At 62.7% G+C, this 21,615-nt stretch carries 24 protein-coding genes; 9 read left to right on the top strand and 15 right to left on the bottom strand.

From position 1 onward, the window contains the following. Positions 1 to 136 precede the first annotated feature (136 nt). Positions 137 to 589: a MaoC family dehydratase gene (locus tag AC1DX4_RS22435; protein WP_477222355.1), complete on the top strand. Its 453-nt coding sequence runs from the start codon at positions 137 to 139 to the stop codon at positions 587 to 589. Next, positions 589 to 1,470 carry an HpcH/HpaI aldolase/citrate lyase family protein gene (locus AC1DX4_RS22430; protein WP_477222354.1) on the top strand — a complete coding sequence of 294 codons (882 nt, stop codon included), beginning with the start codon at positions 589 to 591 and terminating at the stop codon, positions 1,468 to 1,470. The genes AC1DX4_RS22435 and AC1DX4_RS22430 overlap by 1 nt, the downstream gene beginning before the upstream one ends. On the opposite strand, the gene AC1DX4_RS22425 is transcribed toward AC1DX4_RS22430, so the two are convergent. Both AC1DX4_RS22425 and AC1DX4_RS22420 read right to left on the bottom strand, forming a co-directional pair. Beyond that, positions 1,467 to 3,368 (bottom strand): CASTOR/POLLUX-related putative ion channel, encoded by a 1,902-nt coding sequence (locus AC1DX4_RS22425; protein WP_477222353.1) that lies wholly within the window; start codon positions 3,366 to 3,368, stop codon positions 1,467 to 1,469. The genes AC1DX4_RS22430 and AC1DX4_RS22425 overlap by 4 nt on opposite strands. Positions 3,369 to 3,636: 268 nt before the next feature. After that, complete coding sequence (locus AC1DX4_RS22420) at positions 3,637 to 4,311, bottom strand: methyltransferase family protein (RefSeq protein WP_477222352.1); 675 nt, start codon at positions 4,309 to 4,311, stop codon at positions 3,637 to 3,639. A gap of 143 nt (positions 4,312 to 4,454) precedes the next feature. On the opposite strand from AC1DX4_RS22420, the gene AC1DX4_RS22415 reads away from it, so the two are divergent. Next, positions 4,455 to 5,171 (top strand): TetR/AcrR family transcriptional regulator, encoded by a 717-nt coding sequence (locus AC1DX4_RS22415; RefSeq protein ID WP_477222351.1) that lies wholly within the window; start codon positions 4,455 to 4,457, stop codon positions 5,169 to 5,171. Positions 5,172 to 5,188: 17 nt separating this feature from the next. Here AC1DX4_RS22415 and AC1DX4_RS22410 read toward each other — a convergent pair whose 3' ends face one another. After that, positions 5,189 to 5,797 (bottom strand): flavin reductase family protein, encoded by a 609-nt coding sequence (locus AC1DX4_RS22410; RefSeq protein WP_477222350.1) that lies wholly within the window; start codon positions 5,795 to 5,797, stop codon positions 5,189 to 5,191. A gap of 2 nt (positions 5,798 to 5,799) precedes the next feature. Then, positions 5,800 to 6,384: a nitroreductase family protein gene (locus AC1DX4_RS22405; protein ID WP_477222349.1), complete on the bottom strand. Its 585-nt coding sequence runs from the start codon at positions 6,382 to 6,384 to the stop codon at positions 5,800 to 5,802. Positions 6,385 to 6,539: 155 nt separating this feature from the next. Here AC1DX4_RS22405 and AC1DX4_RS22400 point away from each other — a divergent pair, with 155 nt between their 5' ends. Beyond that, positions 6,540 to 7,502, top strand: a complete 963-nt coding sequence (locus AC1DX4_RS22400; protein ID WP_477222348.1) for a hypothetical protein — start codon at positions 6,540 to 6,542, stop codon at positions 7,500 to 7,502. 3 nt (positions 7,503 to 7,505) lie between these two features. Here the strand turns inward: AC1DX4_RS22400 and AC1DX4_RS22395 are convergent, their stop codons facing one another. Then, on the bottom strand, positions 7,506 to 8,444 hold the full coding sequence (locus AC1DX4_RS22395; RefSeq protein ID WP_477222347.1) for a lysophospholipid acyltransferase family protein: 939 nt from the start codon (positions 8,442 to 8,444) through the stop codon (positions 7,506 to 7,508). A gap of 83 nt (positions 8,445 to 8,527) precedes the next feature. Continuing rightward, a complete protein-coding gene (gene thrS / locus AC1DX4_RS22390) occupies positions 8,528 to 10,504 on the bottom strand; it encodes a threonine--tRNA ligase (RefSeq protein WP_477222346.1) in 1,977 nt (658 codons plus the stop codon). 205 nt (positions 10,505 to 10,709) lie between these two features. Between thrS and AC1DX4_RS22385 the strand changes: the two genes are divergently transcribed. Further along, complete coding sequence (locus AC1DX4_RS22385) at positions 10,710 to 11,546, top strand: SAM-dependent methyltransferase (protein ID WP_477222345.1); 837 nt, start codon at positions 10,710 to 10,712, stop codon at positions 11,544 to 11,546. A 5-nt stretch (positions 11,547 to 11,551) separates the two neighbouring features. On the opposite strand, the gene blaOXA is transcribed toward AC1DX4_RS22385, so the two are convergent. Both blaOXA and yidD read right to left on the bottom strand, forming a co-directional pair. Next, positions 11,552 to 12,379 carry a class D beta-lactamase gene (gene blaOXA / locus AC1DX4_RS22380; protein ID WP_477222344.1) on the bottom strand — a complete coding sequence of 276 codons (828 nt, stop codon included), beginning with the start codon at positions 12,377 to 12,379 and terminating at the stop codon, positions 11,552 to 11,554. 148 nt (positions 12,380 to 12,527) lie between these two features. Beyond that, complete coding sequence (gene yidD, locus AC1DX4_RS22375; RefSeq protein WP_477222392.1) at positions 12,528 to 12,902, bottom strand: membrane protein insertion efficiency factor YidD; 375 nt, start codon at positions 12,900 to 12,902, stop codon at positions 12,528 to 12,530. Positions 12,903 to 13,239: 337 nt separating this feature from the next. Here yidD and AC1DX4_RS22370 point away from each other — a divergent pair, with 337 nt between their 5' ends. Continuing rightward, positions 13,240 to 14,157 carry a LysR substrate-binding domain-containing protein gene (locus AC1DX4_RS22370; protein ID WP_477222343.1) on the top strand — a complete coding sequence of 306 codons (918 nt, stop codon included), beginning with the start codon at positions 13,240 to 13,242 and terminating at the stop codon, positions 14,155 to 14,157. Between the two features lie 24 nt (positions 14,158 to 14,181). Here the strand turns inward: AC1DX4_RS22370 and AC1DX4_RS22365 are convergent, their stop codons facing one another. Both AC1DX4_RS22365 and AC1DX4_RS22360 read right to left on the bottom strand, forming a co-directional pair. Continuing rightward, positions 14,182 to 14,547: a cell envelope integrity TolA family protein gene (locus AC1DX4_RS22365; protein WP_477222342.1), complete on the bottom strand. Its 366-nt coding sequence runs from the start codon at positions 14,545 to 14,547 to the stop codon at positions 14,182 to 14,184. Positions 14,548 to 14,669: 122 nt separating this feature from the next. After that, the gene (locus AC1DX4_RS22360) at positions 14,670 to 15,116 is read right to left on the bottom strand and encodes an iron-sulfur cluster assembly scaffold protein (RefSeq protein WP_477222341.1); all 447 of its coding nucleotides are present in this window, start codon (positions 15,114 to 15,116) and stop codon (positions 14,670 to 14,672) included. Positions 15,117 to 15,356: 240 nt separating this feature from the next. Between AC1DX4_RS22360 and folE the strand changes: the two genes are divergently transcribed. From folE to AC1DX4_RS22345, 3 genes are all read left to right on the top strand, one after another. Then, complete coding sequence (gene folE / locus AC1DX4_RS22355) at positions 15,357 to 15,992, top strand: GTP cyclohydrolase I FolE (RefSeq protein WP_477222340.1); 636 nt, start codon at positions 15,357 to 15,359, stop codon at positions 15,990 to 15,992. 41 nt (positions 15,993 to 16,033) lie between these two features. Further along, a complete protein-coding gene (gene hisI / locus AC1DX4_RS22350) occupies positions 16,034 to 16,495 on the top strand; it encodes a phosphoribosyl-AMP cyclohydrolase (protein ID WP_477222339.1) in 462 nt (153 codons plus the stop codon). A gap of 84 nt (positions 16,496 to 16,579) precedes the next feature. After that, positions 16,580 to 17,551 carry a patatin family protein gene (locus AC1DX4_RS22345; protein WP_477222338.1) on the top strand — a complete coding sequence of 324 codons (972 nt, stop codon included), beginning with the start codon at positions 16,580 to 16,582 and terminating at the stop codon, positions 17,549 to 17,551. 11 nt (positions 17,552 to 17,562) lie between these two features. Here the strand turns inward: AC1DX4_RS22345 and recJ are convergent, their stop codons facing one another. From recJ to AC1DX4_RS22320, 5 genes are all read right to left on the bottom strand, one after another. Further along, positions 17,563 to 19,344: a single-stranded-DNA-specific exonuclease RecJ gene (recJ, locus tag AC1DX4_RS22340; RefSeq protein WP_477222337.1), complete on the bottom strand. Its 1,782-nt coding sequence runs from the start codon at positions 19,342 to 19,344 to the stop codon at positions 17,563 to 17,565. A 94-nt stretch (positions 19,345 to 19,438) separates the two neighbouring features. Beyond that, positions 19,439 to 19,663, bottom strand: a complete 225-nt coding sequence (locus AC1DX4_RS22335) for a DUF6434 domain-containing protein (RefSeq protein ID WP_477222336.1) — start codon at positions 19,661 to 19,663, stop codon at positions 19,439 to 19,441. A 73-nt stretch (positions 19,664 to 19,736) separates the two neighbouring features. After that, positions 19,737 to 20,720, bottom strand: coding sequence for a class II fructose-bisphosphatase (gene glpX / locus AC1DX4_RS22330; RefSeq protein WP_477222335.1), 984 nt, complete (start codon positions 20,718 to 20,720; stop codon positions 19,737 to 19,739). Between the two features lie 204 nt (positions 20,721 to 20,924). Continuing rightward, a complete protein-coding gene (locus AC1DX4_RS22325; protein ID WP_172228433.1) occupies positions 20,925 to 21,092 on the bottom strand; it encodes a Thivi_2564 family membrane protein in 168 nt (55 codons plus the stop codon). A 64-nt stretch (positions 21,093 to 21,156) separates the two neighbouring features. Then, a complete protein-coding gene (locus AC1DX4_RS22320; RefSeq protein WP_477222334.1) occupies positions 21,157 to 21,516 on the bottom strand; it encodes an ElaB/YgaM/YqjD family protein in 360 nt (119 codons plus the stop codon). Between the last annotated feature and the right edge of the window lie 99 nt (positions 21,517 to 21,615).

Here is a 21,615-nt window from a genome sequence, read left to right as displayed (position 1 = left end):
CCCTTGCCGGAGGGTTTCCGGCCCCGCTGAGGACGGTAGGCAGAAATGGTTTACGAACGGTTCACCATGTTCATTAACTGGCTTGCGAGCGCTGGATGCAGCGCCTATCAACCGTCAAACAGCGCAGGAGACGGAAATGGCCGGCCTATACCTCGAAGAGTTCGTCGTCGGCCATGTCTTCCAGCACACGCTGCGCAAGACCGTCACCGAGAGCGACAACATGCTGTTTTCGGTGATGACGCTGAACCCGCAGCCGCTGCATATCGACTTCGATTTCGCCGCCAAGAGCGAATGGGGCAAGCCGCTGGTCAACTCGCTGTTCACGCTCGGCCTGATGATCGGCATTTCGGTCAACGACATCACGGTCGGCACGACGGTCGCCAATCTCGGCATGAAGGAAACCACCTTTCCGCATCCGGTCTTCCACGGCGACACCATCCGCGTCGAGACCACAGTCATCTCGGTGCGCGAGTCCAAATCGAAGCCCGATCGCGGCATCGTCGAATTCGAGCACCGCGCCTACAACCAGAATGGCGACCTCGTCGCCAAATGCACCAGGCAAGCGATGATGCTGAAAAAGGCCGCCTGATGCGCTCGCTGCTGTTCGTTCCCGGCGATTCCGAGCGCAAGCTGGAGAAGGGATTTGGCGCTGGCGCCGATGTGGTGATCGTTGATCTCGAGGATTCCGTGGCGGCGCAGAACAAAGCGGCCGCGCGGGCGATTGCGGCACGCTTTGTTATTGAGCGCAGGACGGAAACCAGCTCAGCGATCTATGTCAGGGTCAACGATCTGTCGACCGGGCTGACGGACGACGATCTTGCCGCGCTCGTTCCAGCAAAGCCGGACGGCATCATGCTGCCCAAGTCCAACAGCGGCCAGGATGTCCAGCAGCTCTCGGCAAAGCTCAGGGTTCGCGAGGCCGAGAACGGCTTGGCCGACGGTGCTATCAAGATCCTGCCGATCATCACCGAAACCCCGGCGGGTGTGCTCGCGGCCGCGACCTATGCCGGCGCAAGCAAGCGGCTCGCCGGCCTCACCTGGGGCGCCGAAGACCTGTCGGCGGCGATCGGCGCGAGCGCAGCTCGTGACGAGCACGGCCACTACACCGACCTGTTCCGCCATGCTCGCCTGACGACCATCCTCGCGGCGGGTGCCGCGGAGGTCGCGGCGATCGACACTGTGTTCCCGAATTTTCGCGACATGGCAGCCTTCGCCGCGGAATGTGCCGAGGCCGAGCGCGATGGCTTCGCCGGCAAGATGGCGATCCACCCGGACCAGGTGCCCGTCATCAACGCCGCCTTCACACCATCGGCCGAGGCAGTGAAACACTCCCAGGCAATCGTCGACGCATTCGCGGCGGCGGGCAATCCTGGCGTCGTCGGCATCGACGGCAAGATGTTCGACCGCCCGCATCTGCGGCTGGCCGAACGGTTGCTGGCAAGGGCGAAAGCGGCAGGCGTTTCCGCTTAATCCCGCGCCAGCACGATGATCCGGTCCTCCGGCAGATAGGCCAGTGCTTCCGACTTCAAGGGATTGACGGTGACGCCGCCCAGCGCCCGCTGGTCGGTGTCTCCGGCGCGGATGCGCCGGTACCCTATGGCGATCTCGCCGCGCAACCGTGCCGATTCCGCGATCGTCCAGAAGGTCAAGGGCTGATCGATGGCGACATAGTCGGCGACCGGGCGCATGTAGATTTCGGAGCCCTTCTCGTCGAGCAAATCGTCGAAGATCGCGGCGAGATACTGGTTCTCCGACGCCTGTGCCAGCATAAGACTGACCAGCCGGTTGCTGACGACGAAATCATCGGCCTTGGTCACCGCCGCAAGCTCGCGGTTGCGCACGTCGATCATCTCGCTGACGATGGAGATGTGCAGGCCGGCATCATCGGCGATCTTGCGCAGATGCAGCAGCGTCACCAGCGTGCGCGTATCGGCCGGCTGCGCTGCCATGGTTTCGCTGTAGCCGAGGACGAGCACATGGTCGTAGGAAGGCACGTCCAGGCTTACCAGTGCTGCGCTGCTCGACGTGTCGGTGATGCGGCAGGTAACCGACAGATTGTTGCCGGCAACCGGCAGTCCGGCAACTTCCTGCTCGAGGCCTGGCGTATCGGCGGCGATGGTCAGGATCGAACCAGGCGCGACATAGCGCGACAGTTCATAGGTGATGATCGGGCCGCGCCGGTTCCAACCGAGGATCAGCGTGCGCTCCGGCTTCGCCTCGACGGACCGTGGCCCACGGATCGCCGCCGCATCGATCTTGATCCCGGTGCTTCCCAGCTTAATGGCCGCATCGTCCTCGGCGATGATGATGGCGCGCATGTCCTTGGCGATCACCAGGTCCGACGGCGGGTTGAGATTGACGCGTCCTTTTTGGTCGCAAAGCCCGATCAGCGCGCAATGCTCATACGCCATCACCGCCTCGCCGAAGGTCTTGCCGGTGAGATCAGGCTGCTCGGTCGTGTAGATTTCGCAGCCGTCGAAATCGAGCAGCTCCGAATAGACACCGCTGAGACCCGACTGCCGGCTTGAATGCACGACGATGCGCGAGATCAGCTGGTCGGCCAGCACGAGCTGCACCTCGGCCCCGCCGACGACGCGGGCGACCTCGGCATTCTTGCCGTCGCGGATCTCGGCGGCGATGTTGTAGGGGTCGGTGCGCCGGTTCGGATCGTTGACCAGCGCCAGCACCGTCTTGATGACCTGCGAATCCGGATCGTCACCGTCCGGCGACAGAACGATGACCGACCGCGAGGTCTGCGGGTTGACGATGGCGAGATCATAGAGATCGGTCGGGTCGCCGCTGCGGCAGATGATGCGCGTGTTGCCCAGTTTGCCGACCTTGGCCGCGATCTCGTCCTCCATCGCGACCTTGTCCATATTGGCCATGACGACGATGCGCGGACGGCGGCGGCTGGCATTGGCGATGACGAGTTCGGAGATGACGTCGAAGATCGACGGCGACCAGTTGAGGATGATGGTGTGATCGGCCTCCAGCACCCGCGAACGGCCCTTGCGCAATTCATCGAGCTTGCCGTCGACGCCGGCGCTGAGCACGCCGATGAGAGCCGACACGACGAAGATGCCGGCAAGCGTGACGACCAGCATGACGAGGCGGAAGGCCCAGCCGGTGTCGCCGCCCATCGTGCCGGAATCGAGCGTGCGCATCAGCGATTCCCAGAACGCTTCGAAAAAGTTCAGCGGCTCGCCGCCCTCCGGCGCGATGCGGGTCACCGCAAGGAAAGCCGCGGCGGCGATGATGATCAGCAGGGAAACGACCGCGAGCCAGCCGATCAGCGCGATCGGGCCGGCGGCCATGCTCTTGTCAAACCCGTAGCGCAGCCGGGTTCCCAGCGAGTCTCGTTTCTTCATGTCGCCGGTGCCCCCGCACTATCCCCAAGGTCGATGCGCCAACGCAACGCCGAAGCCGCTCTCTTAACGCAATTCCAGGAAAAGTGTGAACGGTTTTCCGTCCGGAATTGCGTCAAAACAAAGAGTTAGAGCGGTTCGCCGTTTCCGTGAAACGGTGAGCCGTTCTAGCCTGTGTTTGGATGAAGGGGAATCGCTATTCGCGTGTTCACGGCTAAGGGATCCGCAGCGATGGCGAACCGCGCGAGGCGGCAGCCATTTCGCATGGCCGCTACCAGACCATCGGGATCAGGCGGTAGCGAACCTCAGTTGCATAGTCGTCATATCCGCGCAGGCCGGTGCGAAGCGTTTTCTCTTCGATGAAGGTGCGGATGGCCAGGAGAACGACGAACACGAGCACCAATACCAGTCCCCACCAGGAGCCGAGCAGAAGCGCCGTGCCGGCGAAGAAGAGGATGGCGCCGGCATACATCGGATGGCGCACGTAGCTGTAGGGGCCAGTGGTGATCACGCGCTGCCCGCGCTCGTCCTGGATCTTCACCACCGGTGCCGCGAAACTGTTCTCCAGCATGGTCAGGTAGCAGATCCAGATTCCGACCAGCAGGACCAGCGCGCCGACCACCTGTGCCCAGACGGGAACCACCGACCAGCCGAAACGGACGTCCAGCCCCATGAAGACCTGCCAGCCGAAGATGGCGATGAGAAGTATCGACAGCAGGACCTTGTCGGCAGGGGTCTGCTTCTTCTGGATGGGAGAACCCAGTCGCTCATTCATCAGGCCGGGATCGCGCCGCGCCAGTGCCATCCCCAAGGTGAGACTAAGCCCCACCATCCCCACCAGATAGATCCAGGCCCCCGGCCAGTGCAGCGTGCCGGCCGACAGAAAGAGCAAGGCGCCCTTGACGCCGAACCAGATGACTGTCTGAAGAACCATTTTCGCGATCATGATCGACCTTCCACGGTATGCCCCCGCGGCATTGGCTGAAACAGACCAACGGTCTATCATACCGACCAGTGGTCTGGAATTCAAGCGAACGATCCGATATCCCGTGCTGGACGGGAACGGCCATCGCGTGCAGAAGGTTCGTCATGCCCCGTGTCATCAAGCATCCAGAGATCAGACGAGAAGATATCCTGGACCATGCCCAGGCCCTGTTCCTGACGCAGGGCTACGACAGAGCGAGCCTCAACGACGTGATTGCGTCCGCCGGCATCTCGAAGGGCGCCTTCTATCACTACTTCGCCTCCAAGGAGGCACTGCTCGAAGCATTGGCAGACCGCTTCGCGAGACAGGCATTGGCTGGTGTCCAGGGCATACTCGACGATCGCGGCCTCGACCCGCTTGGCCGCCTGAATGGCCTGCTCAGCCAGTCTCGGCAGGCCAAGATCGAGACCGCGGCGGAGGCCTGGGCTCTTTTCGAGACGATGTTCCGGCCCGAAAACCTGGTGCTTTTCCATCGAATCAACCTGGCGGCCAGCGCGTCGTTTTCACCCCTGCTGGTCAGGATCATCCGCCAAGGTGTCGAAGACGGCACCTTCAGGACCTTCGACCCGGAAGGTGTCGCCGACATCGTCATGCAGTTCGGCTTGGCCACGCATGACGTCGTCGCCAAGGCGATTACCGGCGGCAGCGACGCCGATATGGAGGTCGCGATCGAAGTGCTGGAAAAACGCGTCAGGCTCTACGAGATCGCTCTCGACCGCATACTCGGCCTTCCCGATGGAAGCATCCGGATCGGCGAGCCCGGCTATATCAGGACCGTCATGACGGCCCGGCGGCAAACGAGTGCAGACAAGACGCGGTGATTTGCCAGGTCTGAAGCCTACTCCTTGCCCCAGCGGGGCCGGCGCATCGAAAAGACCTCACTGACACTGGCATAGTCCATATAGCCGAGACGAGCGACATTGCCGGCCTTGGTGATGTCGAACAGGCCGTCTTTCAGAAAGGCATCGTCGATGTGCACGCCGACCACTTCGCCGGCGACGACGACGGCGCTTGTCGGCGTACCGTCCAGCGCCTTTGGGCGAAACACCTCCGTCACCCGGCATTCCAGCGCGGCAGGCGCTGCCGCCACGCGCGGCGGCCTAACGAGACGCGAAGGCGCCATGGCGAGATCGGCATAGACGAATTCGTTGACGCCGCGCGGCGCATTGACAGAGGTGTAATTCATCTTCTCCGCAAGATCGCGGCCGACCAGATTGGCAACGAACTCGCCGGTCTCCTGGGCGAAGGATGCGCTGTCCTTCTCGCCCTCCGAGGAGAACCAGACGATGAACGGCCGCGTCGAAACGGCGTTGAAGAAAGAGTATGGCGCGAGATTGATCTCGCCAGCCTTGTTCAGCGTCGATATCCAGCCGATCGGGCGCGGCGCCACGATCGCCTTCGATGGATCATGCGGCAGCCCGTGCCCCTTGGACGGCTCGTAAAACATTTTTAGCCCGCCCAGGGTCCTGCGTAATCGGCATAGAGCTTTGTCGGATCAGGCCGTGGCCGCTCCGGCGCCGGGCCGGCATAAGAGCCGATGTGGATGAACCCGACGACTCGCTCCTGCGGCGCCAGTCCGAGGATCGCCCGGCCCTCCGGCACGTCGGAATACCAGTTGCTGATCATGTTTGTGCCATAGCCCAGCGCATTGGCTGATATCATCAGGTTCATCGCCGCCATGCCGCCGGACAGGAACATCTCCCATTGCGGTATCTTGGGATTCTCTTTCGGCACCGACACCACGCCGATCACCAGCGGCGCACGCGAAAAGCGCGCCAGTTCCTGGTTGCGGCGGCCCTCGGGCAGCGGCCCTTCCCGCTGTTCGGCAAGCTGCGCCAGCTTCCTGCCGATCTCGATGCGGACATCGCCGCGATAGAGGATGAAGCGCCAGGGCTCCAACCGGCCGTGGTCGGGCACGCGCGTGGCGGCGGCGATCATGGTTGCAATATCGGCGTCGCTCGGCGCCGGCTCCTTGAGTTCCGGAATCGGCGCTGAATTTCGGGTCAGCAGGAAGTCGATGATCGGCGACGCCATGGGCGCAAGTCTCCTAAAACACTCTGTTTTGAGCTGAAGCGCACCATCGGGAATTCGGGCGGCTCGGGCAAAGGCGCGCAAGCGCCGGGCTGAAGAGTCTTCGATTGGACTCTTAAGCCTTGAAATTGCCACCGCCATGGGCTTCAACGCAAGGCATGTTTGAGGGGCGACTGCGTCTTTTCCTGGTCTGGCTCTGCGCCGCACTGTTCCTGCTGCCGGTCTCCTTGGCTGCTGCGCAGGAAAAGGACGGCGTTAGCGACCTGAAACTTCCGGGAATTTCGAGCTATGCGACGCCGAAGAGCGAAACCCCGCTGGCGCTTGGCGGCGGTGGCTCCATCACTTTGTCGGCCCAGCTGACCGACAAAGGCACAGACATCAGCCGCGGCCTCGTCTGGCGTGTGTTCAAGCCGGAAGCCGTCAACGGCAAATTGCCGATGGTCGCCTCCGCGCATGGCGGCAGCGCCGTTTTCCAGCTCGAACCCGGCAGCTATCTGGTCCACGCGTCCTACGGCCGCGCCGGTGCCACCAAGCGCATCACTGTCGGCAAGGAAGCCAAGCGGGAAAGCCTCGTGCTCGATGCCGGCGGTTTGAAGCTTGACGCGGTTCTGTCCGGCGGCGTGCGCATTCCGCCGAAAAAACTGCGCTTCTCGATCTATGAGGGCACCGCAGAGGCCAATGGCGACCGCGCTCTGATCATTCCCGATGTCGAGCCCAACAGCGTCGTGCGGCTCAATGCCGGCATCTACCATGTCGTCTCGACCTACGGCGCGGTCAATGCGGTCATCCGCTCCGACATCCGCGTCGAGGCCGGCAAGCTGACCGAAGCCACCGTCGAGCACCACGCCGCCGAGATCACGATGAAACTGGTGCGCGAGACCGGCGGCGAGGCCATCGCCGACACGTCCTGGTCGCTGCTCAATGAATCCGGCGATCCGATCAAGGAGACTGTCGGCGCCTTTGCCTCGATGGTGCTTGCCGAAGGCGACTACACCATCATCGCCAAGAACCGCGACCGCATCTACCAGAAGGATTTCACCGTCGTGGCCGGACAGAACCAGGAAATCGAGGTTCTGGCCACTGAAGCCGCGGCGATGGACCCTGAAGAAGGCGCCGACTAGCCTTCAGGCTGCCAGCTTTGTCCGTGCCGGCAGGAAGGGTATCCGGCGGCGCGGCACCTGCGGCGCCAGATCAAACACACCGCGGTAAAGCCGGTCGAGCAATATCTTGCGGTCGCGCAGCGGCTCCAGTTCGCCCCAGCTCAGCACATCGCCGACGCGCACGTCGATCGCCTTGCCGGACAGCCGCGCGAATTCGTGGATGAGCATCGAAAGCCGCAGTGTCAGCGACGCCTTGCCGACGAACTTGGCCACGCGGCCATCGCGCTCGGCCATGTTCATCGGCCCGCTGACCAGATGGAACAGCCTGCCGTTCTGTCCGGAAAAATGCATCGGAATGACGGACGCCTTGGCATCCTGGACCAGGCGTGCCGGAAACATCTTCCATGGCAGGTCGCGCGCCCGGCCAAAGCCTTTCGGCGCGGTGGCGACGCCACCAGCGGGAAACACCACGATGGTGACGCCTTCTTTCACCAGCCGCACCGCCTCATGGCGCACGGCCATGTTGTTCTTCAGCGCGTCCTTGGTCTCGGAAAAATCGATTGGCAGCGAATAGGGCTCCATCTCGCGAATCTTCAGCAGATCCTTGTGGATCATCACCCGGAACGGCCGCCCGAGCTGCTCTGCCAATGAGAGCACGGCAATGCCGTCGCCGATGCCGAACGGATGGTTGGCCACGATCACCAGCGGTGTGTCCGGCAATGGCGCGGGCGGCCATTGGTCGGCGGTCCGTATCCGCACGTCGATCAGGTCGAGCATGCGGCTGAACACGCGCTCGCCCGATGGCACCACCTGGCGGCGCCAGAAATCATAGAGCGCGGCATAACGGTCGCGCCCCGACAGGCCTTCGATGGAATGGATGACCCAGCGCGTCAGCGCCGGCTGGTGCGGATTGGCGTAGGAAAGTTCGGGAAATGGTTTTTCGCGCAATTTCAGCTTGAGCATAGCGATTCGTTACAAGATCGGCGTGACAAGGATGTGAAAATGGCGGTGGATCGCTCCACCGCCATCACCAAAGTGCTGTTCAATCAGGCAGCGCGTTTGCGCCTGCGGTCCGGCGTCACCGCTTCCTCGGTCAGCCGTTCGATCGCCTCGGCAAGACCAAGCGATTCCTGGTCGCGCGAGCCGAGCCGGCGCATGTTGACCGTCTGTTCCTCCGCCTCGCGTTTGCCGCAGACGAGGATGACCGGCACCTTGGCCAGCGAGTGCTCACGGACCTTGTAGTTGATCTTCTCGTTGCGCAGATCGGCTTCCGCCAGAAGCCCGGCAGCCTTCAGCTTTGCCACCACTTCGGTCGCATAGCCGTCCGCCTCGGAAGTGATCGTCGCCACCACCACCTGCAGCGGCGCGAACCACAGTGGGAAATGGCCGGAATAGTTCTCGATCAGGATGCCGAGGAAACGCTCCATCGAACCGCAGATGGCGCGGTGGACCATGACGGGCTGCTTCTTCTCCGAATCCGAGCCGATGTAGAAGGCGCCAAAGCGTTCCGGCAGGTTGAAGTCGACCTGCGTCGTGCCGCACTGCCATTCGCGGCCGATGGCGTCCTTCAGCACGTACTCGAACTTCGGCCCATAGAAGGCGCCCTCGCCGGGATTGATCGAGGTCTTGATCCGGTTGCCCGACCGCGTTCTGATCGTCTCCAGAACATTGCCCATGATCGCCTCGGCATGATCCCACGCCTCATCGGTGCCGACCCGCTTGTCCGGCCGTGTCGACAGCTTGACGCTGACCTCCTCAAAACCGAAATCGGCATAGGTCGACAGGATCAAATCGTTGATGCGCAGGCATTCCGCTGCGAGCTGCTCCTCGGTGCAGAAGATGTGCGCATCGTCCTGCGTGAAGCCGCGCACGCGCATCAGCCCGTGCAGCGCGCCTGATGGTTCATAGCGATGCACATTGCCGAATTCTGCAAGTTTTACGGGCAGATCGCGATAAGACTTCAACCCATGCTTGAAAATCTGCACGTGGCCCGGGCAGTTCATCGGCTTGAGCGCAAAGACACGGTCGTCGTCGGTGTCGTCGCCGGCGACCGTCACCTTGAACATGGCGTCGCGATACCAGCCCCAGTGGCCTGACGTTTCCCACAGGCTCTTGTCCAGAACCTGCGGCGCGTTGACCTCCTGGTAGCCCTGCTCGTCGAGGCGGCGGCGCATGTAGTTGACCAGGTTCTGGAACATCTTCCAGCCCTTGGCATGCCAGAACACGACGCCCGGCCCCTCTTCCTGGAAATGGAACAGGTCCATCTCGCGGCCGACCTTGCGGTGGTCGCGCTTCTCGGCCTCCTCCAGCATCGTCTGATAGGCATCGAGCTGCGCCTGGTCGGCCCAGGCCGTACCGTAGATGCGCGTCAGCATCGGGTTGTTGGAATCGCCACGCCAATAGGCGCCGGCCACCTTCATCAGCTTGAAGGCATTGCCGATCTGGCCGGTTGAGGCCATGTGCGGGCCACGGCAGAGGTCGAACCAGTCGCCCTGCGCATAGATCTTGAGATCCTGATCCTCGGGAATGGCGTCGATCAGCTCGAGCTTGTAGCGCTCGCCCTTGTCGGCAAAGACCTTTTTCGCCCTGTCGCGCGACCAGACTTCCTTGGTGAACGGCTTGTTGCGCGCAATGATCTCGCGCATCTTCTTCTCGATCACCGGAAAATCATCCGGGGTGAACGGCTCGTTGCGAGCGAAGTCGTAATAGAATCCGTTCTCGATCACCGGTCCGATGGTCACCTGCGTTCCCGGCCATATCTCCTGCACGGCTTCCGCCAGCACGTGCGCGGTGTCGTGACGGATAAGCTCAAGAGCGCGCGCATCGTCGCGGGTGATGATCTCGACCTTGCCGGATTTGCCGAGCGGGTCAGACAGGTCGCGCACGGTGCCGTCGATGGCGTAGGCGACGGCCTTCTTGGCCAGCGACTTCGAGATCGATTCGGCAAGGCCAGAACCGGTCATCGCCGCGTCGTAGTCGCGGACGGAGCCATCGGGAAATGTCAGGGAAACGGAATTCAGCATTTGTATCTCCTATCCAGTCCCGCAAACGAGCGCGGGTGGTCGTGGGAAAAGCCGGAGGCGTCCGGTAGCGGGCGAGGTTTTAGAGGCAGCGTTGCGTCAGGTAAAGAGCGCTGATTGGCCTGGCCGTCAGGAAATGTCACCACACATGTCGCAGACCAGTCGCAGAGACTTGCGAAAATGCACGACATAAACTGGAATCACCAGCATGGAACACGCAACACCCAGCCGAACCGCCCTTGGCGTCGCACGCATGAGAGCCCTGCATCAGTTTTCACCGCAGGCGGGGCTGTTTCGCGATCCCTACGCGATCGCGATTCTGGGTGAAGCGGCACCCACGGCACAAGAGCTCGAGCAGGAAGACGAGCGCCGCCGGCGCATGCGCCTGTTCGTCACCGCGCGCGCCCGCTTTGCCGAGGACTGGCTGGCGGCGGCGGTCCGGCGCGGCATCCGGCAGCTCGTCGTGCTTGGCGCCGGCCTCGATACGTTTTCGCTGCGCAATCCGTATCCGGATCTCAGCGTGTTCGAAGTCGACCACCCGGCGACGCAAGCCTGGAAACGCAAATGCATTGCCGATAGCGGGCTTGCCGAGCCACCCGCCACCACATTCGTGCCAGTCGATTTCGAGCGGCAAAGCCTGTCCGCGGAACTGACCGCGGCCGGTTTGCATCAGGCCGAGCCCAGCTTCTTCATGTGGTTGGGGGTCGTGCCCTACCTGACGAAAGAAGCGATCTTTAAAACGCTGTCCTGGATTGCCGGCATCCCTGGCTCGGAGGTCGTGTTCGACTATAGCGAACCGGCTGAGAACCGCGATGCGGCGGGGCAGGCCGCGCTGGCCTTCCATGCCGCGCGCGTCGCTTCTGTCGGGGAGCCATGGATCAGCTTCTTTGTTCCGACAGAGCTGGCGGAATCCCTGACCGATCTCGGGTTCGACGAGATCGAAGATATCGAGAGCGGCGATATTGCCGCCCGCTTTTCCGGAGCACCGAAGGCAATCACGAGCAATTCCGGCGGCCACATCATCCGTGCCCGCCGAAGCGTCTGACCGAATTATTTCATCAGCAGCGGCAGGTCCTTCAGAAATCCGGAGCGTGTGCTCCAGCCCTTGGGCACGTCGGTGCGCTTCGTGTCGACGATGAGACGCGCAAAGACGATCTGCTGACCGTCCTTCTTCGCCCAGCCGACGAACCAGCCGAGCGAACGCTTGTCCCTGATCTTGTCGGCATCGTTGGCCAACCTGGTGCTGCCGGTCTTGCCTTGCACCGTCCAGCCTCCGGCTTTGAATGTCGGGATGATGGCTGACGTCATGTCGTAGGCCTTGGCCGAGACCGGCAGCTTGCGCGCAAGCAGTTTGCGCAGGAAATCGACCTGCTCGACCGGCGTGATCTTGAGCGAGGAATTCACCCAGGAATGGGTCAGCCCGTCGTCCTTGCCGGGATTGCCGGAAACGTCGTTGTTGCCGTAGTCGAGTTTCGAGACGTAGCCGGCAAACTTTTCACCACCGAGCCGTCGCGTAATCTCGCGGGAGAACCAGATAATCGAATCCCGCTCCCAGATCACCGGATCGACGGTCTTCTGATCCCGCTTCACCGCATTGAATTCGGGTTTGTAGTCCCAGCTCGGCGTGTGCTCGTCGCTCAGGATGCCGGCATCATAGCCGATCAGCGAGAGCGGCACCTTGAACGTCGAGGCCGGGCTGAACCGCTGGTCGCAGGTGCCGTCCTGATAGAGCGTCTTGCCGCTCGCCGCATCGGCGATCAACGTGCACTGCACATCCCCAAGCGGCGCCGACTGCGCGCGCATCGGGAACCCCAGCAGCCAGGCGAGCAGGAACAGGATTCCAGCCAGGATAAAGGGAAGACGGTCGATGTTACGCATGATGCTCGCTCCAGAAGGGGTGTTCGCGAGCGGGCTTAGCGAGGTCTCTTGTCTCGATTTTGTCTCAAATGCGCAGTCTTTGTGCAGGCTTGTGTTAACCCTACCGGATCGTAAACAAGCGCTGCCGCGTGAGGCGTGACCGGCACAATCATGCCTTCGTTTCGGCGTGCTTGCGGCCGATCCGCCAGTACCGCCACGGCATGAACCATACGTAGCGATCGGCAAGCGCTTCCGGCACCAGGTCGATGCCATGCGTGCCGAAGGGCCCGCAGCGCAGCACCCGGAAAAATCCCATCCAGCCGCCGGCCCACAAGCCATGGCGGGCGATCGCCTCATGCGCGTATTCCGAACAGGTCGGCAGATGCCGGCAGGAATTGCCGACAAAGCCGGACAAAGTCAGCTGGTACAGGCGCACGAACGACGTGCCGAGGAGACGGCCGGGCGTCTTGCGCCACGGGCCGGGCCAGTTGCGGCCACGCCCCGGCGGTCTGGCAGTGTGGGCATGCCCATGCGGGTCGTGCACCGCGGTCTCCGTGTCGCGTTCTTCCTCGCGATAGATGTGAGCTTCGTCGGCAGAACGCAATCCCTCGCCCCCTATCCGCCGTGTTGCCATGGGCGGGAGCGGCGAAACGGCGGCCTGTCTACAGGGGGCGCCCAGCGGCCGGGGCTGGCCGGCTCCTCACAGCACTTTGCATGGTGCTTTTCGTCACGCCATTGGAACGTTGCGATCCGCATGACATCGCCGAAAATGTTCAGGAACTGGATCATGGTCGCGTCTCCTTTGACGCGATTAGACCGCCGCTGGCCTTGGCCTTCAAACGAGTATAATTTCGACTTCGGATAACCCTGGATTATGCTAAATGAAACGCGGACGCCTGCCGTTGACGGCATTGAGGAGTTTTGAGGCAGCCGGCAGGCATCTGAGCTTCAGCCGGGCCGCCGAGGAGCTTTTCGTCTCGCAGGCGGCGATCAGCCGGCAGATCCGCGAGCTCGAAACCTTCCTGCGCCAGCCCTTGTTCGAACGTCACCACCGCCGCGTCGAACTGACGGATGCGGGCCGCCGGCTGCTCGCCCAATTGGTCAGGAGTTTCGATGACATCGACAGGCTGCTTTCGGAACTGGTCGCTGTCCCCGCGCAGTCCGTGGTCCGGGTCAGCGTCGAGCCGTCGCTTGCCTCCGTCTGGCTGGTGCCCCGGCTCAACCGGTTTCGCCAATTGCGGCCCGACATCGACGTCTCGCTCGAAGTCGACCCTAGGCTGATCGAATTCCGCAGCGATCAGCCTGAGCTAGCCCTGCGCTTCAGCGCCCATGCCATCTCCTGGCCTCGCAGTCAGGCGGAGCGGCTTGCCTCGACCGTCGATTCACCGGTTCTGTCGCCAGCACTGCTCGCCTCGGGCCCTCCCCTTGAGAAGCCGATCGACCTTGCCCGCTACACACTTTTGCACGAGGAAAATCGCCAGGGATGGGCACGCTGGTTCGAAGCGGCCGGCGTGCCGGCGGATGCCGTGCCTGCCCGCGGCCCGATGCTCGCCGACGCCTCGCTGTCGAAACAGGCCGCCTTGCTCGGACATGGCGTGGCACTCGGCGATCTCCTGCAAATCGGTGGGGAAGTCGAATCCGGCGCGCTGATAAAGCCGTTCGACATCGACGTTGCGTCCGGCGCCTACTGGCTGGTGGCGAGGAATTTGCGCGATCTTTCGGAACCGGCCGCGGCTTTAGCTGACTGGCTAAGAAGCGAATTTGCCGAAAGCAGACGGATACTGGAAGCAACGGCTTGAACCGGTTCCCGAGCCTGGCTCCAGCTACTTTGCCTTCTTGTATTTTTCGAGAAATCTGTCGATGTCGTTCACATCCACCTTCGAAGGCCCAGCCGGCGGGGCTTCTGCCGGGTTGAATGTGAGGACGACATCGCGCCACAGATCATAGTGGGCCGCGTAGGGTATCAGCCCGGGAAACGGCGCGCAGCGCGTGATCGCTCGAACGGCGGTCTCGGCAACCTTGTCCGGAGGCGGCGTCACAGGACCGAGGATCTTTGGCGGGCCGGCGAGCGATCCGTCCTTGTTCAGGCTGATCTGAACGCGTGCAATGCTGTGGGTGTTTGCAGGCATGTTCCAGCAGACCTGGACGGCCTTCATGAGATAGTCGCCGATATCGCGCATGAGTGCCACGTCAGCCCGGCTCGTGCTGCCGCTCGACAAGAGCGCGCCGGCAAGACTCCAGACGAACACCAAACCGCGGAAAGAACGGTGTCGCGAGCGGCCACGCATCGGGAGAACGTGAAATGGCAACGTCAGGCTGCTTCTTCGGCGCGCTTCTTCTCGATCTGGCCGATGGCGTCAACCACGGCGTCGAAGGTCAGCATGGTCGAGGCATGGCGCGCCTTGTAGTCGCGCACCGGCTCGAGATACCTGAGATCGGCAAAGCGGCCTTCCGGCGGTGCGCCATTTTCCTTCAGCATCTTCAGCATGGTGTCGCGCACGGCGCGCAATTCCTCGGCGCTCGCGCCGACGACATGCTGCGCCATGATCGAGGACGATGCCTGGCCAAGCGCACAGGCCTTCACATCATGGGCGAAGTCGGTGACCACGCCGTCTTCCATCTTGAGGTCGACGGTAACGGTCGAACCGCACAGCTTGGAATGCGCCTTGGCGGTCGCGTCGGGATGATCGAGCCGGCCGATGCGGGCGATGTTTCCGGCAAAACCGAGAATTTTCGCATTGTAGACGTCGTTGATCATATTTTTCCAATCCGTCGCCGCCAAGCGAACAGCGATTGCCGCTGCTGCGTCTTCCTTTCGCTCGCTACGATCTTATATAATGCTGGCAGTCCGGTAACGACAAGGCGATGAGCGCCGCTGTCCTAGCCGGGAAGTTCACGCCGCTTACGGGGCTGGAAACGGGGCGAGTTTCCGACACCGAAAGGTCGTGGTCCGTTCAACTCGTTCCTCCTTGGAGAGGAACTACGGGAGACGCCTTTTATGGATGCCGTCATCAAGAAACTCATGCCCCAGTCCGCCTATATGGAAAAGCCGGTCACCGACCGTCCGAGCGAAGCCGAAGTCGAAGCCGCCGTGCACACGTTGCTGCGCTGGACCGGCGACAATCCGGACCGCGAGGGGCTGATCGACACGCCCAAGCGCGTGGCCAAGGCCTACCGCGAAATGTTCGGTGGCTACGACATGTGCCCGGCCGAGGAACTCGGCCGCACCTTCGAGGAGGTTGCCGGCTATGACGATCTCGTCATCGTCAAGGACATCCAGTTCCATTCGCATTGCGAGCACCACATGGTGCCGATCATCGGCAAGGCGCATGTCGGCTATCTGCCTGACGGCAAGGTCGTCGGGCTGTCCAAGATCGCGCGCGTCGTCGATATCTTCGCCCACCGCCTGCAGACGCAGGAAGCGCTGACCGCGCAGATCGCCGGCGTCATCCAGGATGTGCTCAACCCGCGCGGCGTCGCCGTCATGATCGAGGCCGAGCACATGTGCATGGCCATGCGCGGCATCCGCAAGCAGGGCTCCACCACGTTGACCTCAACCTTCACCGGCGTCTTCAAGGATACGCCCGAAGAGCAGGTTCGTTTTGTCACCATGGTGCGCGGCGGCAGGGCGTAAGCCCCCTGCCGGCATCACGGTCAACAGGAAAATAGACCGCGATGTCGGCACTGGAATTTCCCAAAGCTTCGTCAGACAAGAAGGCCGTGGAAGAAGGCGCGGTGTTCTCACCGCGCTTCGACGCCACCGGTCTTGTCACCGTCGTCGTCACCGATGCAGAAGACGGCATGCTGTTGATGGTCGGGCATATGAATGCGCAGGCCCTGGCGTTGACGCTGGAAACCGGCATCGCGCACTACTGGTCGCGCTCGCGCAATGCACTTTGGAAAAAGGGCGAAACCTCGGGTAATTTCCAGCACGTCATCGAGATGCGCACCGACTGCGACCAGGACGCATTGTGGCTTCGCGTAAAAGTGTTGGGCCACGACGCAACCTGTCACACAGGCCGGCGTTCATGCTTCTATCGGACGGTGGGGCTGGTTGACGGCAAGGCGACGCTTGCCGACGATGGCAGCAAGCCGCTGTTCGATGCGGAAACCACGTATCGGAAACCATCGTCTTGAACCTTCTGTCTCACACCAACCACACAGATTCATCTTTTCGATACGGCCCGTCCGTATATTAGCCTTGGGACAAGGGAGATCGTGATGCTCGAGTGGGCGTCATTGCGTAACAGACCGGATGTAAGGGAGGCCAACGGCCCCGCTTCGTCGGGCGGCGCGTCCGAGCAAAAACCGGCAAAGAAAACAGGCATTTCGCTGGCCCTGGGTGGCGGCTGCGCGAGAGGCTGGGCCCATATCGGCGTGCTGCGCGCGCTCGATGAAGCCGGCATTGAAGTTTCGATGATCGCCGGCACCTCCATCGGCGCGCTGGTCGGCGGTTGTCATCTCGCCGGCAAACTGGATGAGCTCGAAGAATTCGCCCGCAGCCTGACCAAGCGGCGCATCTTCGGCCTGCTCGATCTCAATCTACGCGGCAGTGGCCTGTTCGGCGGCATGAAGCTCGATGCGCGTCTGCGCGAGCATGTGGCGGGCATCCGTTTCGAGGACCTGCCCAAGCCGTTCGTCTGCGTCGCATCGGAAATCCGTACCGGTCACGAGATCTGGCTGTCGAGCGGTTCGCTGATCACGGCCATGCGCGCATCCTACGCGCTGCCTGGCGTGTTCGAGCCGGTGAATTGCAACGGCCGCGTGCTGGTCGACGGCGCGCTGGTCAATCCGGTTCCGGTGTCGGTCTGCCGCGCCTACGAACAGCCGCTCGTCGTGGCGGTCAACCTTCACTACGACCTGTTCGGCCGCGCCGCCGTGATAAAACACAGCGCCGGCGAACTGATGGTCGAAAAGGATGCGCCGCGCCCCGGCCAGGTCGACGCCGGGCACCAGTCGCATCAGACACGCCTCGGCATCACCGGTGTCATGATCGAAGCCTTCAACATCATCCAGGACCGCATCTCGCGCGCCAGGTTGGCCGGCGATCCGCCCGACATGTCGCTGCAGCCCAAGCTCAGCCATATCGGCCTCACCGAATTCCATCGCGCCGACGAGGCGATCCAGCTCGGCTACCAGGCGACGATGGCGCAGATCGGCGAACTGAGCCGGCTGCAGACCGTTTTGGCTTAGCCAGCCACTCTCTACGCCCGCGCCGCATCGACAATGCGGAACTGCACCGTGCGGTTGCCGTTCCAGTAATTGCCCGACAGCGAGCCGGCGACATGCACGGTCTTGCCCCGGTTCTTGAACAGGAATTCGCCAAGTGCGGTGTCGACGGCGCGAAAGGCGATCGCCTGGATGCGGCCGCCGCTGTCCGACTGCAATTCGCAGCGGATATGGTTGGTGCCGACCGGCCGGGCGTCGGCCAGCCGGTGACGCGGCAGCACGAAGACCGGCGCGACGTGGCCGGCGCCGAAGGGGCCGGCTTTTTCCAGCGCATCGAGCAGGCCAAGCGTCGCGCCTTCGGCGGCAAGCGCGCCGTCGATCGCCAGGCTCTCCTCGTCCTGCAGCCGAAACACGTCGGCGGCCGCCCGCTCCTCGAAAAACGCCCTGAGTTCGCCGAGCTTGGCGCGCTCAACCGTGATGCCGGCCGCCATGCCATGGCCGCCGCCCTTGACGATCAGCCCGGCATCGGCGGCTTCGCGCACCAATCGGCCGAGATCGAAACCCGACACCGAACGGCCCGACCCGGTACCGATGCCCACGGCATTGAAGGCGATGGCGAAAGCCGGCCGGCGCGCATGATCCTTCAGCCTCGAGGCGAGCAGGCCGACAATGCCGGGATGCCAGTTGTTGCTGGCGGTGACGATGATCGCCGGTCCGTTGCCACCGGCAAGCTCGGCATCGGCCTCGGCACGCGCCGCGGCCAGCATCTCCTGCTCCATCTGCTGCCGTTCCTGGTTCAGCCGGTCGAGCGTCTCGGCGATGGTCCGCGCCTCGACCGGATCGTCCGTCGCAAGCAGCCGGCTGCCAAGGGCGGCATCGCCGATGCGCCCGCCGGCATTGATGCGCGGCCCGATCAGATAGGCGAGATGGAAGGTGCTGATCGGCTCGCCGATGCGCGAAACACGAGCCAACGCAGCAAGCCCTTCGTTCTTCTGCTGGCGCGCCATTTGCAGGCCCTTGACGACGAAGGCGCGGTTGACGCCGGTGAGCGGCACCACGTCGCAAACGGTAGCAAGTGCGGCGAGATCAAGCAGCGAAAGCAGGTCGGGCGGCGCGACATCACTCAGGCCACGCAGGATTTTTGCGGTCTGCACCAGGGTGAGGAAGACGACACCGGCGGCACACAGATGCCCCTGCCCGGAAAGATCGTCGTCACGGTTTGGATTGACGACGGCAATCGCCGCCGGCAAGGCGCCGCCCACCTGATGGTGGTCGAGCACCACGACATCGGCGCCGGCTTCGTTGGCCGCATCGACGGAAACGGCGCTGTTGGTGCCACAATCGACAGTGACGATCAGCGACGCGCCACGCGAGACGAGTTCGCGCATGGCATCGGGATTGGGACCGTAGCCCTCGAAGATGCGGTCCGGGATATAGATTTCCGACGGTATGGAGAAATGCGTCAGAAACCGCTTCAGCAAGGCCGACGAGGCGGCGCCGTCGACATCGTAGTCGCCGAAGATCGCCACCTTTTCCCGCGCCATCACCGCCGCGGCGATGCGGGTGGCGGCCTTGTCCATGTCGGTCAGCGAGGCCGGATTCGGCAACAGGTCGCGGATCGTCGGGTCCAGGAACCGCTCGGTCTCGTCGGCGGTAACGCCGCGTCCAGCAAGAACGCGCGCGACGATGTCGGGCACGCCGTGGCCCTGCGCGATGGCAAGCGCAACCATGTCCTGCCGTTCGGTCAGCCGATGCTCCCAGGAGAGACCGGTCGCCGACTGCCTGACATCGAGGAAGAGGCGCTTATCGCCCATCATGCGCTTTGCCAATTCATGGTTGGCCGCAGGATAATGCATGTCGCCCAAAACTGTGCATCGCGGCGGGGGGCATCGCGGGAAAATTCAAGAAGAACTACGCTTTCCGCTTTTCAGCCTGGCGCCGGATCCATTCGTCGGCTGCATCCCCCATCGTCTTTTCCCGGCCGTCCTTGAGCCAAGCCATGAAAGACCGGTCGAACCTGAACGTATCGCCGCATTCGCGGGTGAGAAAGCGGCTCACATTCTGGGTGTTGCGGTAGGATTTCGTGATGGGCGTCGCACGCGAAATCGGATCCGCGTGCCAGTCGAACGCATTCATCGTCAATCCTTGCACGGCCAGGGTTTAGATGCAGCCAAGGGCTAGCAACTGCGGCCCGGCTTCGCAAGCTGATCTAGAACTTATCCCGATCCTGGTGCCGGGCCTTGATCTCGCGCACGGTCCGTGACGAGGAGCGCAGCACGATCGTGTGCGTGGTGATATAGGTGCGGCCGAACTTGACGCCGGCCAGCATGTTGCCGTCGGTGACGCCGGTGGCGGCGAACAGCACGTCACCGCGCGCCATGTCTTCCGCATGATAGATCCGCTTCGGATTGGAAATGCCCATCTTCGCCGCGCGTGCGACCTTTTCCGGCGTATCAAGGATCAGCCGGCCCTGAATCTGGCCGCCGGTGCAACGCAGTGCAGCCGCGGCAAGCACACCTTCCGGCGCGCCGCCGGTGCCGAGATAGAGATCGATGCCGGTTTCGTCCGGGTCGGTGGTGTGGATAACGCCCGCGACGTCGCCGTCGCCGATCAGCCGGATCGCGGCGCCCGTGGCGCGCACCGCCTCGATCAGCTTGGCGTGACGCGGCCGGTCGAGGATGCAGGTGGTGATATCAGTCACCGCGACGCCCTTGGCCCGCGCCAGGCTGGCGATGTTCTCGGCTGGCGAGGCATCGATGTCGATGACGCCTTCGGCATAGCCCGGACCAATGGCGATCTTGTCCATATAGACGTCGGGTGCGAACAGCAGGCTGCCCTTCTCGGCGATGGCGATGACGGCCAGCGCGTTGGGCAGGTTCTTGGCGCAGATCGTCGTGCCTTCGAGCGGATCGAGCGCGATATCGACGGCGGGTCCTTTGCCAGTGCCGACCTCCTCGCCGATATAGAGCATCGGCGCCTCATCGCGCTCGCCTTCGCCGATCACCACCGTGCCCTTGATGGCAAGACGGTTGAGTTCCTGACGCATGGCGTCGACAGCGACCTGGTCGGCCGCCTTCTCATCACCGCGGCCGCGCAGCCTGGCCGCTGCCACAGCTGCCCGTTCGGTGACGCGCACCAGTTCCATGGTGAGTATCCGGTCAAGACCGGCGACAATGTTCTGGGCCACATTCATTTTCGGGAAATCCTCGTTCGCACGTCGCCTCCCGCCGGAGGCGCGCCTGTTTTGTCAAACGAGCATGACAACGGCAAGACCTGCCGAATGTTTTATCGAAAAGTCAGCAATATCAATCGATTGAAGCGCATTCCCAACAAGATTGCGGCCCGGTCGCAAACGACCGGACCGCCTTGTAGATGACCAAATTGTGGGTCTCGCGACCTAGAAAACCGCAAGGTATTTGAGCAGCGAAATGATGCCGATGATGATGACGATAACCTGCACGATCTGCCGCATCTTGGCGTCGAGCGGCAGGCGCTGCACCAGATAGAGAACGAGAATGATGACGAGAAATGTGATCAGAATGCCGATCAGCATGGATGAAGCCACGATGCCCTCCTAAAAATGATTTCTTGAAACGGGAGCCGGCAACGCCGGCTCAAGGCCGACACGCTCAATACCAGCGGCGCGATGTGTCGTTGTTCAACGACTGGCCGACGGCAATTCCGGCCAGAAAGCCGAGCAGGCCGATGACGCCGACCACGGCGGTCGTCGTGCCCGGATTGTCGCGCGCGACGTCCGAAACCGCCTGGGCCTGGCTGCGCAGCTGCTGTGCCGTCCGCGATGCACGCGCCGACGCCGTCTCGTAGAGATCCGACGCCTGTTCGCTGGCGTCATCAAGCATTTCCGCGCCCCGTGCCGAAATGCTCTTGTTGATCTTGGTGATCTCCTTGCGCAGTTCAGCGATCTGTTTTTCCAGCGTTTTCTGGATATCGTCGATGTGAGGGGTGTCGGACTTGTTGCTATCGGCCATGAAGTGGCTCCCTTGGTTACTGACCAAGAGAACGGTGCCGCAACGATTTCGTTCCGGTCTATTCGCGGCTCGTCGCCAATCGGATCGACCGCTAGGCCG

This window comes from Mesorhizobium sp. P3_A8 (assembly GCF_056402995.1).
Note: the sequence above shows the minus strand (reverse complement) of the source record. Positions and strands in the feature narration are given on the sequence as shown.